This window comes from Nostoc sp. PCC 7524 (genome assembly GCF_000316645.1).
Taxonomy (GTDB): Bacteria; Cyanobacteriota; Cyanobacteriia; order Cyanobacteriales; family Nostocaceae; genus Trichormus.
In genome coordinates this window covers 6,101,496-6,117,459 of record NC_019684.1, presented here as the reverse complement: position 1 = coordinate 6,117,459, position 15,964 = coordinate 6,101,496, and the positions used below count along the sequence as shown (strand labels likewise).

Below are 15,964 nucleotides of genomic sequence, written 5' to 3'. Positions count from 1 at the left end.
CTGAGTTTTTTATGCGCTAGCGCAGGCTACGCCAACAGAAATCAAATACGAGTCCTATATAAATTTTTTTATCAAAAAAAGAATGCAAATTCCCCTAATTAATCAAGTTAAGTTACCTGTTCCTAAAATTGTTAGCGTAGTCGCTGCGGCTATATTAGGCATGGGTGCGACAACTTATTTAGTTTCTCGCTATACTACTAGCCAAGTAGTAGATATTAGTAATTTAGTAACAGCAGTAACTTCTCAAACCTTAACAGTGCAGGTGCAAGTCAACGGCAGGGTTAGACCAAATCAAACAGTTAATATCAGCCCTAAAACTGCTGGTCGTTTAGCTAAAATATATGTCAAACAAGGAGACTACCTCAAGCAAGGTGACATCATTGCTCGCATGGAAGATGAGGAGATCCAAAGTCAGGTTATGCAAGCTCAAGCTAACCTGAATCGTTTACAAGCCCGCCTTGCAGAACTAAAAGCTGGCAATCTGCCTGAAGAAATCGCTCAAGCCCGTTCTCGTTTAACTCAAGCTGAAAGTTCTTTAACTCAACTTCAAACTGGTAGCCGTATTGAAGAAATCGGCCAAGCACAAGCCCAATTGGAAGCAGTGCAAGTAAAAAAAGAGTTGGCACAAAAAAGAGTCAAACGATATGAATACTTAGTAGCTCAAGGAGCAATTGCTCAGGATAAACTGGATGAAGCTTTATCGGAAGAACATCATTTGGAAGCCAACGTCAAACAGTTACAATACCATTTGACGCAATTAATTAATGGTCCGCGCCATCAAGAAATTATCAAAGCTACCGCCGCAGTCACAGAAGCTAGATATGCACTACAGCAGCTACAGAATGGCACTAGACCGGAAATGATTGCACAGGCACAGGCTGCGGTTGATGAAGCTTATGCCCAATTACAGACTGTAAAAGCACGAGCTAGAGATACTGTGGTGCGATCGCCTTTTGCTGGTTTAATTACGCAGCGTTATGCTGATCCTGGAGCTTTTGTAACGCCTACTACCTCGGCTTCTAGTAGTGCCTCTGCCACTTCCACCTCCATAGTAGCTTTAGCCGCAGGCTTAGAAATTCTCGCTGAAGTCCCAGAGGCAGATATTAATCAAATTCAACTGGGGCAGAAAGTAGAAATCACCAGTGATGCTTATCCCAAACAAGTATTTATGGGTTCTGTACGATTAATCGCCCCTGAAGCTGTACGTAATCAAAATGTGACTTTGTTTCAAGTACAAGTTCAAATTGATACTGGTAAAGATAAACTCCGATCTGGAATGAATGTAGAATTAACTTTTTTGGGCAACCAGATTCCCAATGCAACAGTAGTCCCCAGTGTGGCAGTTTTAACCCAAAATGGACGGGTTGGTGTTCTCGTACCAGATCAAAATCATAAACCCAAATTTAAACCTGTTACAGTTGGCGTGATTGTGGGCAACCAAACTCAAATCATTCAAGGGGTAAAAATAGGCGATAAAGTATTTATTGATTACCCAGAAAAAAGTAATTAGCTGGAAGATGCCTTACGCTGATACTAGCTCAATCTATAGCTGCCAATAACTCTATGACTACAAAATTATCAACAAAAGCGATCGTTGTATTTGATATCGATGGAGTTATCCGCGATGTTGGCAGTTCTTATCGTCGGGCGTTGGCAGACACGGTAGAGTATTTTACTAACAATGCCTATCGTCCCACATCCCTAGAAATTGACCAACTCAAATCAGAAGGGATTTGGAATAACGATTGGGAAGCATCCCAGGAATTAATTTATCGCTACTTTGCCAACCAAGACCAGCCTCGCGAACAACTACAACTGAACTACGAAACTATAGTTGCCTTTTTTCAATCCCGTTACCGCGGCCCAGATCCCCATAATTGGACGGGATATATTTGTGATGAACCCTTATTATTACAACCCAGCTACTTAGAGCAATTAACACAAGCTGAGATAGCCTGGGGATTTTTCAGTGGTGCAACCCGTGCTTCTGCTACCTATGTTTTAGAGAAACGTTTGGGTTTACAGTCTCCGGTATTGATTGCAATGGAAGATGCACCGGGTAAACCAGATCCCACAGGACTGTTTGCCACAATTAACAAACTAGAGAATCAATTAGAGGCAACATCAGTCATAGTCTACGTAGGTGATACTGTGGCAGATATGTACACCGTCAGCAAGGCTAGAGAACTAAAACCTCATCGTCATTGGATTGGTGTTGGTATCTTACCGCCTCATGTGCAGGAAACCCCAGCCCGTAGTGAAGCTTATGCCCAGACATTGCTAACAGCAGGTGCAGCAGTAGTTTTAAGTAATGTCGAGCAATTAAATCCAAATCAAATTCAGGAACTGTTGCAGCAATCATGAATTAGACATCTCTCAAACTCTGACTCTCTGAGTCTGAAGCGTCTGTGCGTGAGACAAATTTATCCTTGCACTTAGCAACAAACAAAATATAGTTATTTAATTTACAAAAATTTCATAATTTTTTCGGCATTTATACACAGATAAATTTTAAGATAATAACTGGCTATAAGCCAGGCTTTATAGAAACTATAACTCAATATCTAAGTAAGTCGGTGGGAAAAAACACAACTATGTTAAGAAAAATAAACTAGGCTCAAACCCTCTTCCCTCCTGCCTCCTGCCTCCTGCCTCCTGCCTTGCCATAGCGATAATTTTTAACACTGAGCTACTTATAATGTAGACGGTCATATTGGGCAAGATAATATATGACCTGATATTGATTTGCGTCTACTGGCTGGTGGAACAGAAACCTGCTCATCGAAGTAGGGAACTCTTAACCCTAAATTCTATTAAACCTCTTCCTAGAGTGACAAAAAAGGGTTACTCCCTATTGATGGTAGTGCGTTTCCTATTCCCTGAATAATCGTTGCAAGGGATAGCCAGCTAAATATCAAGCACTGTCAAAAATCTATGCAGATGAATCAAACACTTTACCTATACTCATCTTTGGCTAATTTTCGCTGGCTACAGAAAAGTTATACCGCCAAAATTATGTCGGTAGCTTTTCTAGGTACTCACATCCCACTGTTAACTTTACTGTTCAGTTTTGTCATTTCTAACTCCTATTCTTGGGAAATAGCGATTCGAGTTTTAGTCATTGCTTTGATAGCTACGTTAATAGGTACGGCTGCTACACTCTATGCACTGCATCACCTCCTTGCGCCAGTCAATTTGACATCAAAAGCTCTACAAGATTATCTCGACACGAAAACTGTACCCAATCTGCCAACAGAATTTATTGATGAAGCGGGTACGCTAATGGCTGATACCGCACAAACTCTACAGCAATTAGATGAGTTAATTGACCAAATCAGCAATTACGACAAACTCACAGGATTACCCAATCGAGAGCTATTGAGCGATCGCCTCAAACAAAGTCTATACTCATCGCAAAATAGTCAAAAGCTCATAGCTGTCATCGTTTTGGGTATTGATGATTTCACAGATGTGAGTCATGCTCTCAATCCTGAGCAATCTAGCTTACTGTTAAGAGCAGTAGCCAAGCGTTTGCATAGTTGCATAGCACCAACAGATATCCTGGCGCATTTGCATGGAGATGAATTTGCGATCGCTCGTACAGAGATACATTCCTTGGAAAGCATCATCAAACTCTCCCAACTCATACTAAGTACACTAGCTAAACCCTTCTCTATCCAAGGCAGCCAAATTCATATCACAGCTAGCATCGGCATTACACTCAATCAACTCGATCATGGCAATAACGCCGAGCAACTCTTACAACAGGCTCACATAGCTTTGTATCAAGCCAAGCAGCAAGGACGTAGCCAATCCCTATTTTATTCCCCAGAAATTAATGCCCAACTGCAAGAGCGATTGGTACTAGAAAATGAATTATATGGGGCATTAGAACGCAACGAAATGCTGGTTTATTACCAACCTCTGATTGATTTAGATAGTGGCAACATCAAAGCAGTTGAGGCGTTGGTGCGTTGGCAACATCCCACACGCGGTTTAGTGTCTCCAGCCGAATTTATTCCTATTGCAGAAGCTAATGGCTTAATTGTACAGATTGGGGAATGGGTGTTGCGAACTGCTTGCGCTCAAAATCGTGCTTGGCAACTGGCTGGACTTCCACCCATGCGGATGTCGGTAAATCTGTCAGCTCGACAATTTGAGCAAGCAGATTTAGTAGAACTTGTCAGTCAAATTCTTCAAGAGACTGGTTTACAGCCATCATACTTAGAACTGGAAGTAACAGAAAGTTTCTTGATGACAGACATTCATCGTTCTGTAGAAACCTTAAACCAGTTGCGAAAATTAGGCGTATGGCTTGCCTTAGATGATTTTGGTACTGGTTATTCTTCGCTCAACTATCTGCAACGCTTTCCTGTGAATATGCTGAAAATTGATCGTTCCTTTGTGCAGAATGTGGTATCTAATATTGATAGTGCTGCTGTGACTGATGCCATCATTGCTTTAGCCAAGAGTCTCCAGTTGAAAATCACAGCCGAGGGAGTGGAAACTCCCGAACAACTTGAGTATCTACAACAGCGTGGATGCCAAGAAGGACAGGGATTTTACTTTAGTCGTCCTATTCCTGTTGAGCAAATCACGGAGTTGTTACAACAAAGTTGTCAGAAAATGCAGCCAGTCGCAGCGTGATATGGCTGGGGACAGGTGACAGGTGACAGGTGACAGGTGACAGCGTGTTCGTTTAACGGTTTTATGATTACTCGATGTCCTAATCTATTTGGTGACTGGCATATCTCATACCATTAATTGCGATCGCTATTCCCCAAGAAAACGATAGTAGAGACGTAACACTACTACGTCTCTACATTTTTTAGGAGATGTTTCATCACCAAAGATACCAAAATATTTGCTAAACTCCAGGGTTTGGAGTTCAAATAAAAATAGTTTGTGTCTTGGGAAGTGGGAGGCAGTCGCGGAGTGGTGCATGACGAGCGGACAGAAAATTTAGAAAATCTGAGTCAGAGAGACTTTACCTGGCCTTTTTGGTTTACTTTGCCACTTTACCCCTACGGTAAGCGGCGAACACTGCGTCAAGAAATAATTAAAGACACAATCTGGACTTTTGACCAGATGCAGGGGATTTTCTACGTTATTGTTCCCATTCGCATGACTGTTGTGAAGTTAGAAGCGGGGGGACTGTTGGTATATGCTCCCGTTGCGCCGACTCCCGAATGTATTAGGTTGATGAATGAATTAGTGGCGGAACATGGAGATGTGAAATATATCATTCTGCCTACGATTTCCGGTTTAGAACATAAAGTCTTTGTTGGCCCCTTTGCCAGATGTTTTCCCCAAGCACAGGTATTTGTAGCTCCTAATCAATGGAGTTTTCCGCTAAATTTACCATTAAGTTGGCTGGGTTTACCTCCTCGACGCACTTACGTACTACCAGCAGATAGCAGTCAAGCACCCTTCGCCGACGAATTTGACTATGCCATATTAGATACTATTGATCTTGGCTCTGGTAAGTTTGCAGAAGTGGCATTTTTCCACAAGCGATCGCACACGTTATTAGTTACAGATTCTGTGATTTCAGTACCAGAAAATCCGCCGGCGATCGTCCAATTAGATCCCTACGCCTTACTATTTCATGCCAAAGACAAAGCCTCGGATGTCGTTGCAGATAACCAAGCCAATCGCCGTAAAGGATGGCAACGTATCACCTTATTTGCTTTGTATTTCCGTCCCAGCGTGTTAGAAGTCCCCAGATGGGGTGAGGTATTCCGTGAGGCTCTCAAAGCCCCAGAACGGTCATATAAAGCTTATTTTGGGTTATTTCCCTTCAAATGGCAGCAAGATTGGCTGCGATCTTTTGAGGCTGTACGGGGGGATGGGCGTTTATTCGTCGCACCTATATTACAGACATTGATTCTTAACCGCGCACCTAGAGAAACTATTAACTGGGCTAATCAAGTAGCAAGTTGGGATTTTCAATGGATTATTCCTTGTCATTTTGATGCACCCATCAAAGCCGAACCGCGCCAGTTTCGCCAAGCTTTCTCTTTTTTAGAAAAACAACCTGCTGTCAGTGCTGGTTTATTTAATAGTGATAGTTATCCCTTACCGGAGAAAGATTTTCAACTTCTCAGAGAGATTGATCAAGGTTTAAATCAGCGTGGAATTGTACCGCCACCAAAAGAAAAAGTTTAGTCAGATTAACCCTTGATGCCCTTAAACCGTTCTTTTGCTTTCTCAAATGCCTCTTGCATCACAGACTGAATTTCTTGGGGATTGGGTTTATTACCACCCATTAAATCACCAAAGTAAACACAGGCTGTTTCCCCTAAAGACCAAGTATACGCAGCCGCCCAAGAAGCCGCGATCGCACTGCCAAAACCTGGTATAAATTTCACTAACTCCCGTCCAATGGCTTGGGCAAAAAAACCACCTGCGATCGCACTCACGATCCCACCAGCTTGGGATGGGGACAAGTTCTGTCCGTAGAGTTTACCCAGTAGAGTCACCATCGACACTTGCAAAGCAGTCAATACGGGCATGGTAGCGAAAGGTAAGGGTACAGCCGCCAGGGTAGCTGCCATCAGCGCAAATGATAAGGTGTAACGTCTACCCACATCCCGGTAGATATTGCCGAGTTTTTCAGATGCTTGCTTATCTAATAGCTGATAAATTGCCTGGGCTTCGGCTTCGGGAAGTAATTCTGCTAGATTATCTCTGAGTGCTTCTAAACCATAAAATACCGGATTATAACCGTCTTCTTCTAAAGTAAAGTCAATCAAGAGTGAGCGATCGTACAGTCCGGCAAAAGCTTCTTGAATCCCAGTATAAGCCCGATTCAACTCCTCATAGTCTGGGGGATAAGCTGGATGATCAGAGACACTGGCAGGATAAATTTCATGTAAGCAGGTAACTGCTAGTAAACAGGGAACTTCTGGATATTGCTGACGCAACTGTTGAGCAATCTGGCGCAGTGTATCTGTGGCGAAGTCGTTAATTTTGACTGTCAAAATTAAGACTCTGGCGCGTTTAGTTTCCTGTTGTAAGTCTCCTACCAACTCTTGAATAATTGCCTGGGTTTCTTGATTGATATCTCCCAATCCGACTGTATCTGTAAAAATCAGTAAGGGTAGCTCATTGGAAGGATAAGCATAACGTTCAGTGTGTTGTGTGTGGGGACGATATCCTTGACCGACAATTTCCGCCGAAACTCCTGTTAATCCCCGAATAATAGAACTTTTACCAGCTTGCGGCTTACCAATCAATAAAGCTTCTGTAGTTGGTAGTTCTTTACGGACTTTATCTAAAATTTCGGTAATTTCAGTTTCGCTAACGCTAAACCATTGCACTACTGTCTGTGCAACTTTGTCTACAGGTAAGCGTTGCATTAAATCTCCTGCTGTCTTGTTCCAGACATCACTCAGGCGATTTTTCCAAGAGTTTGGTCTAATCATTGCACCATTGTTCGGTTCGCTGCACTTTCGAGAACTTGATGATTACCAGTCCTTCCACTATAATTTTGCCCCTAACTCAGTAGAAATGCTAATCGAGTTACGAGTCGTGATGCGTAAAGCCCCCAAGTATGAGGCACAAAACTTATTGGTTTTGTGCCTCATATGTCTTTTAAGTGGGGGATATAAGCGAAAGAGCGGGATTTATCCCGCCAGTGGCATAGTCTTGAGTTTGGTACAAACTTACTGTACAATCTATATACAAAAAAATAATTTGAGATTACGATTACATCAGCGAATCAAAAATCATTTCAGCTATTGTGGTGGTGGTGTAATGTACGGTTGCCAGCAAGTTTTAATTAAGTCAAGTAATGAACTTGCTGCAACCCTTGAGTTTATTTGTAGTGAAGCAAATAAACTCACTAATTGCGGCATATATTTAGCAAGACAAGTATTTCTAAAAACTGGTAAAATCATCAGTAAATTTGACTTGCATAAAGAATACAAGCAAAATAAACACTTTCAGGCGTTGTATTCACAAGCAGCACAGCAAGTATTAACCACAGTAGGGGAATCATTTCAATCATTCAAACAACTCAGAAAAGCTCACTTTGAGGGAAAGATAAAACAAAAACCTAGATTACCTAACTACAGAAAGAAAGGTGGCTTAACTCTACTCGCTTACCCCAAACAACATTTAAAACTGATTAACGGGCAAATTCGCATACCCTTGGGTAGTCTAATAAAAACTTGGTTTGGTATTGATTCATTCACCATACCAATGCCTAGTAATTTAGATTATCTAAAAATCAAAGAATTACGAATATTGCCCCGTAACGGTTGTTTCTACGCTGAATTTATCTACAAGCTAGAAGCATCAAAACCCGATTTAGACTACACGTTAGCATTGGGGATAGATCATGGTATCGACAATTGGCTAACTTGTATTTCTAATGCGGGAACTAGCTTAATTGTAGATGGTCGCAAAGTTAAAAGCTTAAACCAGTGGTACAACAAAGAAGTAGCCAGACTTAAAACCAATCAACCTCAAGGTTTTTGGAGTAAAAAGCTGGCATACATCACAGAAAAACGTAATCGGCAGGTAAGGGATGCAGTAAATAAAACCGCCAGAATAGTCATCAATCACTGTTTAGAAAACAAGATTGGAAATGTAGTGTTTGGCTGGAATCAACGCCATAAAGACAGTATTGAATTAGGTAGAAGAAATAATCAAACTATTGTACAGATACCAACTGCAAGGCTAAAAGCGAGGATTAAACAACTATGTGAACTCTACAGCATCAAATTTCATGAAGTTGAGGAGAGCTATACAAGCCAATCTTCGTTTTTAGATGGCGATACAATACCTAAGTTCTGCGAAAAACCGGAAGGGTGGGTATCTTCAGGAAAACGAGTAAAACGTGGTTTGTTTGTCACTGCAACTGGTAAACAAATCTCTGCTGATTTAAACGCCAGTGCCAATATGCTCATTAAAGTATCAACACAGCTAAATATAATTTTAGATTTAGCCAAGGTTGTTAGGGGGCTTTTGACCGTCCCGCCAAGGATCTTTCTTTGGGAAAAAAACTGTAAAACGCAAAAAGCGACGGTTTTAACCTCGCTTTTTGTAACAGTTTAGATTCCCCGTTGCTTCAGCTCGGGGAGTAGTCAAGGAAGTTTTTGTTCCAAATACCCTTTGAATTAATCCCCTTGGGAGTATTCATTCCATAAGGTGGTAATTTCTCGCAAACTTTGATGATTGCCATTGCCCAAAATTAAATGGTCTAGCAACGGTATGCCTAATAATTGCGCCCCTGCTAAAAGTTGACGTGTTAACTCTATATCTTCTGGGCTGGGTTCTAAGTTTCCTGAAGGGTGATTATGGGCTACTATTGCCTGCGTTGCACCTTGGCGGATGACTTCCCGAAAAATTTCACGGGGAGAGGCTAAGGTTTCGGTGGCTGTCCCAATGCTAATGACTTGTGTACCCAGTAAGCGATTTTTTACATCCAATAACAGCACAGCAAAACGTTCTTGTGCTTGCCACATTAAGTCTTGACTCAACGCTGCGGCCGCTGCATTGGGGCTATCAATGGGTGTACGGTCTAAGGGGCGGGATTGAAAAGCACGTTTACCTAATTCAATGGCGGCTAAAATAGTTGTGGCTTTAGCGGGGCCAATTCCAGGGATCTGCATTAACTCAGCAGGTGTGACTTCTCGCAATACCGCCAAGGGGTCACGTTGATGTTTACTCAATTCTTGTAGAATATATTGCCCTAAACCAACGGCTGAAAGTTTGCCTGGCCCCTGTCCAGTGCCTAAAAGAATTGCTATCAACTCTGCTGTGGCGAGAATTTTGGGGCCATAGGTCATTAACCGTTCACGGGGACGCTCATTTTCAGGAATATCAGCAATTCTCAGGCAATAGGTCATAAAATAACTAAAAAATAGCCACGATAGAAGCAACTATTTTTATTTATGCCCTGTTTGCGATCGCAATTATCCTGACTTGAGCAAATCTTTAATTTTCAGAGATTCTCATGTAGTTTCCTGAAACAATGCTAAACCAAACTCCTCACCCGTAGGACTAAAGCCAATGCCTCGGTATGCTGCTTGTGCTGCTAGATTGTCTGGACTGGTGAATAAGATAGCGCGTTGAACACCTTGCGATTGCGCCTCTAGCAGTGAACCAGCTACTACACATTTAGCGTAACCCCTACCCCGCAATTCTGGAGGTGTCCAAACTCCACCGATTTGTACCATGTCAGGTAAACGCCCATTGAAGGCAGAATATGCAACTGGGGTATCCTCTGCTACTAATACCCAATGGCTAGCTATGGCTTGATGTGCTTCCAAGCTTTGACGGGAAGTTGTTCGTAAATCCGCAGTTTCTAATTGTCCCAAGGTTTCCACACTATAGGCAACTCGCCAATCGGTGAGTAAATCTAACTCTTCTGGATAGGGTAAACGACATTGCACCTTTCCCGATGCTAAAGCTGGGGGTATGTGTAAATCTTGTAGTGCTAGTGAAAATAAAATTTCCCGCTCATCTTTTTGAATTAATCGATTAGCCAGTCCTAATGCTTGTTTTGTAGCCGCAACTTGTAAGGCTGGCCCAGCAATCCCAGAGATGGCTTTACCAGATTTTGTTACCACTGCTTGCACCACTTCCTCTAGATGAACAGGTGCTTGCACAACTACCATGCCGTTCCAATAATGGGCTGCAACTGCAACTATCTTGTTATCCTCAATTGCGGCTACATAAATGCCTTGGAACATTTCACCTTGATCAACTAGCCCGGCTGTTCGCCAATTTGAGCGCAAAAACATGGAAGTGTCAGTATGTTGCAAGAGGAAGTCTTCTAGCAACATTTCATCCCCAGCTTGTAATATTCTCAAATTAGTCATTAGTCATTAAGTAGGTCGGCGTAAACAATTATTGTTGGAATAAGGCAGGGAGCAGGGGGAGAAAGAGTTTGAGTCTTATTTACTTTTCTTCACATAGTTTGGTTTTATTGCACCGACTTACTTAGTCCATAGTTATCACCCAGTTTCCTTGACTTCTTTTTTTCCTATCCCCTGTAACCTTTAACCTGTTCCCTCTAAAGACCAATCTGTACTTCTTCAGCGACTCGTTTCAGGCGACGTAGCTGGGCTTGCATATCCTCTTGTGTCCACTTGGCGGCAAAGGTGTTAAAACCCCAACTAACTATGGGGTTGGGAATGTCAAACTCAAAGCGATTGACTAGCAATGTGCCTTTTTGGGTAGGTTGACATTCCCAGCGATCGCGTCCTTGGAAAAATCCCTGAAATTCCCACACCACTAAGCCTGGTTGGCGTTCTACGACTACGCTGTTCAAGGTAGGTTGCACTAGAGGAATTTGAATCAAAAAGCGGCTTTTACTGCCTATATCTGTACTCCAAGTTTCGCCTAATGGTTCGCAGCTCAAGACAGGGTTCAGCCAACGGTGCATCAGTGTTAAATCCGTAAAACACCGTTCTACTGTTGTGGCTGTGGCATTAATTTGAATTGATTGTTCCAATATTTGGGGCATAGTTATTAGTTAATAGGCAATAGGCAATAGGCAATAGTTTTTTCCCAGTCCCCCATTACAAACCTAAGTCTTCTGAAACACCCAACATAATGTTGAGATTCTGGACTGCGGCTCCTGATGCGCCTTTGCCTAGGTTGTCGAGACGTGCTACTAGCAAGGCTTCTTGGGTTGCGTCGTTGGCGAACACAAACACCTGCACAATGTTGGTGTTGTTCATTGCCATGACATCTAAAAATGTACCATCTCGCAGTAAGGTAGCATCTTGGAATGGAGCTACCTGGACAAATTTTTCACCTGCATAGTATTGGGCGATCGCCTGATGAATCGCTTCACCCGATGGGGGATTTTCTAGTGTCCATAGGGGTAAAGGAATTTGGACTAACATTCCCTGCTCAAAATCTCCGACTGCGGGAATAAACAATGGTGGTGATGCTAATCCAGAATGCTGGTGCATTTCTTTGACGTGCTTATGCCCAAATTGCAAACCATAGATACCGTAAGGATACAGTGAATTTGCTCCTGTTTGCTGCTCATGAAAGCGATCGTATTTTTGAATTAAATTCTTACCACCACCGGAGTAACCAGACACAGCATTAATTGTGATGGGAAAATTTTCAGGAATAACTCCCTTAGCTATCAAAGGACGGATACAGGCCAAAAATCCTGTAGGATAACAGCCGGGATTACTTACAAACTGGGCATTAGCAATTTTTTCTCGTTGTTCTGGATTTAATTCTGGAAAGCCATAAACCCAATCTGCCGCCGTGCGGTGGGCTGTACTGGCATCCAGAATTTTTACTTGATTACTAATCACTAAGCTGACAGCTTCGCGAGCTGCATCATCAGGTAAGCAGAGAATAACGACATCAACAGCATTCAGTAATTTGGCTCGCTCAGTCGTATCCTTACGTTTAGATGGCTCAATACTAACTAACTCGATGTCATTCCGTTGATTGAGGCGCGAGTAAATCTGTAAACCTGTAGTTCCCGATTCCCCGTCAATGAAAATCTTAGATTTATTCATAAAGTAATCTGTAATTCGTATTCAAATTTTGAGGCTATACTCAAAAATCAAGTTTTTCTGGACTATTGACTATTAACCGCCCCAACAAAAAATTTATTAAAATCACGTAAGTCTTAGTTACTTCTTAAATTTTACCTTGTGACGTAGTTCATCTTTGATGCGATTGATAATTGAAGTTTCATCCAGAGTTGCCAAAATCCGATTAATTACGGCTTTTGGCCCATCTGGCCCCCAAGTTGCACCATTGGCTAAATAAATTTTAGTAACTTGTCCAATCCCATAAGAAGATACACCAGCTACCCCGGCTTGGGTGAGTGCGACTGAGATATAGGGGCCAAGGGCAACGCCAGCTGTGGCTGATGCAGAGATTCCCAGTAAAGTTTTTAGCCCACTTAAACCCAAGTTAGCCAGTAATTCACTCACACCGATCCCACCCATGCTAATGGCGATTTTTTGGAGTAGTTGTACAGCACCAGCTTCGGTCATGGGGATGCCATAGAGTTTAGATAAGCCCAAGATTAAAGTAATATCAATCACTATACTACTCAGTATATCTACAACCGTGACTGGATTGAGTGCGATCGCCACCGCTTTCGTCATGACTGCTTTCCAAATCAACTGATTGGCGTTCTGTTCCCGAATGCTCAACTTGCGCTGCACCAGTTGCTCATTGACATTATCAGCGTACAGCATCGTGTTCAGCGCCACTAAAGCTTTGCCCTCACGCTGCAAAATCTCTAAAATTTTCAGTTTCAATTCTTCCACTTGGGCCGCACCCGGACGTAACTGTACGCCCCTACTACCATCAGCACGATATACAGCCGTCTTTACCAGAGGTGATGCGGCTGACATGACGATTTCCAGAGGTGTGAGTAATTCCCGTACCCGTTCGTCTCGGATTTTCTCATAAATTGCCAAGCGATCGGTTTCTGGATATTGGTCTACTTTATTAAATACCAGGATGATCGGTTTACCTGCTTCCCGTAATTGAGATAAAGCTTCATGCTCAACCTTCGTCATATCACCCGCAATCACAAACAGAATCAAATCCGCCTGTTTTGCTATTTGTTCTGCTAATGCGGTGCGAGTTTCCCCATCAATTTCGTCTAAGCCTGGGGTGTCAATCAATTCTACCTGTGATTTACCAACACTAGGTAAAGTCACCCTGAAAGCCCGTTCTGTTTCGCCAATAGCCTCTTCACTAATCGTCCAATTCACACTTTGAGCCGTACGGGTAACACCATGCAAAGGCCCAGTTTCAAACACTGATTGTCCCACCAAAGCATTTAAGAGGGAAGACTTGCCCCTCCCTACCATGCCAAAAGCTGCAATTTGGACTACCATACTGTCTAATTTGGTCAGCATAGTTTCCAAATCAGCGATTTCTGACTCTAAACCCGCTTTTTCTTGGGGGCTAAGGTCAAGACTAGCGACTAAGTTACGTAATGCCGTTTGTGCTTGTTTATAGTTCAGTTCCGCCTGAATATCTTCAAAACTAAAAATGGCACTATCTAGTTCTTCCTCCCAGTTGGGTGAGTCACTGTGATGTGGTTCGGGCAGTATCGAAGTCATGTCAATTTTAGATTTACCTCTGATTCCGATCCTAGTCATTTTTAGCAGGGGTTTGGAGACAAGGAAAGGGTGAATTAGGAATAATGAGCTACAAATCAACAGTTTCAACTCTGGATGGGCAAGGAGTGTCCGAAAAAGTAGTAGAGTGAAAAGTGCATCTAGTAGCGTTAAGAACTTGATTAAATCACCTGTGCGGAAAATCGTTATTGCCGGTAACTGGAAAATGTTTAAAACCCAGGCAGAATCACAAGAGTTTTTAACAGGGTTTCTGCCGTCCTTACAAGAAACGCTTCCAGAACGGGAAGTGGTACTATGTCCTCCTTTCACTGACTTGAGCGTTTTGTCCAAGAGTTTACATGGTAGCCTAGTACAACTAGGAGCGCAGAATGTCCATTGGGAGGAAAGTGGGGCGTACACTGGTGAAATTTCTGGCCCCATGTTGGTAGAACTTGGTGTACGTTATGTGATTGTCGGTCATAGCGAACGACGGCAATACTTTGGGGAAACAGACGAAACTGTGAATCTGCGCCTCAAGGCTGCCCAAAAGTATGGTTTAACCCCGATTCTGTGTGTAGGCGAAACTAAGCAACAGCGAGATGCTGGGGAAACTGAATCACTAATTACTAGCCAACTAGATAAAGACTTAGTAGATGTTGATCAGACAAATTTGGTGATTGCCTACGAACCAATTTGGGCGATTGGTACTGGTGACACTTGTGAAGCCACAGAAGCAAATCGAGTCATTGAATTGATTCGCAGCCAGCTAAAAAATCCTGATGTCCCCATTCAATACGGTGGTTCGGTGAAGCCCAATAACATTGATGAAATTATGGCTCAACCAGAAATTGATGGTGTGCTTGTAGGCGGAGCAAGTCTAGAACCTGCAAGTTTTGCCCGCATTGTCAACTATCAGTAAAGAGTCAATAGTCCATAGTCCATAGTCTGTGTTTAAATCACTATTGACTATTGACTATTGACTAATTCCCTATGTGTAGCAAGCTAATCATACGCGATCGCTGTTTCGATTGGGGACAGCGTACTTATTTAATGGGTGTTTTAAATGTCACACCTGATAGTTTTAGTGATGGTGGTGAATTTAATACTACAGCTGCGGCTCTCTCCCAGGCGCAAGCTTTGGTAGCTGCTGGTGCTGATATCATTGATGTCGGTGGTCAGTCAACTCGACCAGGAGCCGAACAAATCAGCCTGGAAGCAGAATTAGAGCGGGTACTGCCTGTTGTTCAGGTATTACGATCAGAAATTTCCGTACCCATCTCAGTAGATACGACTAGGGCTACTGTCGCTAAAGCCTCTGTAGAAGTTGGTGCAGATATAATTAATGATATTTCCGGCGGCACATTTGACTCCCAAATGTTGCCTACGGTGGCTAGTTTAGGTGTGCCGATTGTGTTGATGCACATCCGAGGGACACCCCAAACGATGCAACAAATGACTGATTATCAAGATGTCATCGCAGAAATTTCTAGTTTTTTAGCTCAACAGATATCGATAGCTACGGATTTGGGTATTGATCCTGAGAAAATCATGATTGACCCTGGTATTGGTTTTGCTAAAAACTATGAGCAAAATTTAGAAATTCTGCGCCGCTTACGTACCTTGCGATCGCTTAATTGTCCTATTTTAGTGGGAGTATCCCGCAAAAGTTTTATCGGTCGGATTTTAAACCAACCAGATCCAAAAGCAAGAGTTTGGGGAACGGCGGCGGCGTGTTGTGCTGCCATTTTCAATGGTGCTGATATCTTGCGAGTTCACGATGTTCGGGAAATACATGATGTATCGCTGGTGACTGACGCACTGTTTCGAGAATCTGAAGCAATACAGGTGACAGGTGACAGGTGACAGGTGACAGGTGACAGGTGACAGCAAAG

13 protein-coding genes are annotated in these 15,964 nt (G+C 42.7%); 7 read left to right on the top strand and 6 right to left on the bottom strand.

The annotated features are described in order from the left end of the window. The first annotated feature begins 82 nt into the window (after nt 1-82). From NOS7524_RS25080 to NOS7524_RS25065, 4 genes are all read left to right on the top strand, one after another. On the top strand, nt 83-1,510 hold the full coding sequence (locus tag NOS7524_RS25080) for an efflux RND transporter periplasmic adaptor subunit (RefSeq protein WP_015141282.1): 1,428 nt from the start codon (nt 83-85) through the stop codon (nt 1,508-1,510). Nucleotides 1,511-1,563: 53 nt separating this feature from the next. Beyond that, complete coding sequence (locus tag NOS7524_RS25075) at nt 1,564-2,364, top strand: TIGR01548 family HAD-type hydrolase (protein WP_015141281.1); 801 nt, start codon at nt 1,564-1,566, stop codon at nt 2,362-2,364. A 570-nt stretch (nt 2,365-2,934) separates the two neighbouring features. Next, a complete protein-coding gene (locus NOS7524_RS25070; protein ID WP_015141280.1) occupies nt 2,935-4,647 on the top strand; it encodes a putative bifunctional diguanylate cyclase/phosphodiesterase in 1,713 nt (570 codons plus the stop codon). A 288-nt stretch (nt 4,648-4,935) separates the two neighbouring features. Next, a complete protein-coding gene (locus NOS7524_RS25065; protein WP_041555950.1) occupies nt 4,936-6,168 on the top strand; it encodes a DUF4336 domain-containing protein in 1,233 nt (410 codons plus the stop codon). A gap of 5 nt (nt 6,169-6,173) precedes the next feature. Here NOS7524_RS25065 and NOS7524_RS25060 read toward each other — a convergent pair whose 3' ends face one another. After that, nucleotides 6,174-7,427: a GTPase family protein gene (locus tag NOS7524_RS25060; protein ID WP_015141278.1), complete on the bottom strand. Its 1,254-nt coding sequence runs from the start codon at nt 7,425-7,427 to the stop codon at nt 6,174-6,176. A gap of 331 nt (nt 7,428-7,758) precedes the next feature. On the opposite strand from NOS7524_RS25060, the gene NOS7524_RS25055 reads away from it, so the two are divergent. Continuing rightward, entirely contained in the window at nt 7,759-9,063 is a 1,305-nt protein-coding gene (locus tag NOS7524_RS25055; RefSeq protein WP_051039244.1) for an RNA-guided endonuclease TnpB family protein, read from the top strand. A 62-nt stretch (nt 9,064-9,125) separates the two neighbouring features. Here the strand turns inward: NOS7524_RS25055 and radC are convergent, their stop codons facing one another. The 5 genes from radC to NOS7524_RS25030 all read right to left on the bottom strand — a co-directional run bounded on the left by radC (nt 9,126) and on the right by NOS7524_RS25030 (nt 14,075). Then, complete coding sequence (gene radC / locus NOS7524_RS25050) at nt 9,126-9,857, bottom strand: RadC family protein (protein WP_015141276.1); 732 nt, start codon at nt 9,855-9,857, stop codon at nt 9,126-9,128. A gap of 105 nt (nt 9,858-9,962) precedes the next feature. Then, a complete protein-coding gene (locus NOS7524_RS25045; protein ID WP_015141275.1) occupies nt 9,963-10,832 on the bottom strand; it encodes a GNAT family N-acetyltransferase in 870 nt (289 codons plus the stop codon). 194 nt (nt 10,833-11,026) lie between these two features. Continuing rightward, on the bottom strand, nt 11,027-11,479 hold the full coding sequence (locus NOS7524_RS25040) for an SRPBCC family protein (RefSeq protein ID WP_015141274.1): 453 nt from the start codon (nt 11,477-11,479) through the stop codon (nt 11,027-11,029). A gap of 55 nt (nt 11,480-11,534) precedes the next feature. Beyond that, nucleotides 11,535-12,503, bottom strand: coding sequence for an N-acetyl-gamma-glutamyl-phosphate reductase (argC, locus tag NOS7524_RS25035; RefSeq protein WP_015141273.1), 969 nt, complete (start codon nt 12,501-12,503; stop codon nt 11,535-11,537). A 117-nt stretch (nt 12,504-12,620) separates the two neighbouring features. Further along, nucleotides 12,621-14,075 carry a GTP-binding protein gene (locus NOS7524_RS25030; RefSeq protein ID WP_041555948.1) on the bottom strand — a complete coding sequence of 485 codons (1,455 nt, stop codon included), beginning with the start codon at nt 14,073-14,075 and terminating at the stop codon, nt 12,621-12,623. Between the two features lie 190 nt (nt 14,076-14,265). Here NOS7524_RS25030 and tpiA point away from each other — a divergent pair, with 190 nt between their 5' ends. Both tpiA and folP read left to right on the top strand, forming a co-directional pair. Continuing rightward, nucleotides 14,266-14,991 (top strand): triose-phosphate isomerase, encoded by a 726-nt coding sequence (gene tpiA, locus NOS7524_RS25025; RefSeq protein WP_041555947.1) that lies wholly within the window; start codon nt 14,266-14,268, stop codon nt 14,989-14,991. Nucleotides 14,992-15,062: 71 nt separating this feature from the next. Beyond that, nucleotides 15,063-15,935: a dihydropteroate synthase gene (folP, locus tag NOS7524_RS25020; RefSeq protein ID WP_015141270.1), complete on the top strand. Its 873-nt coding sequence runs from the start codon at nt 15,063-15,065 to the stop codon at nt 15,933-15,935. Nucleotides 15,936-15,964: the final 29 nt, after the last annotated feature.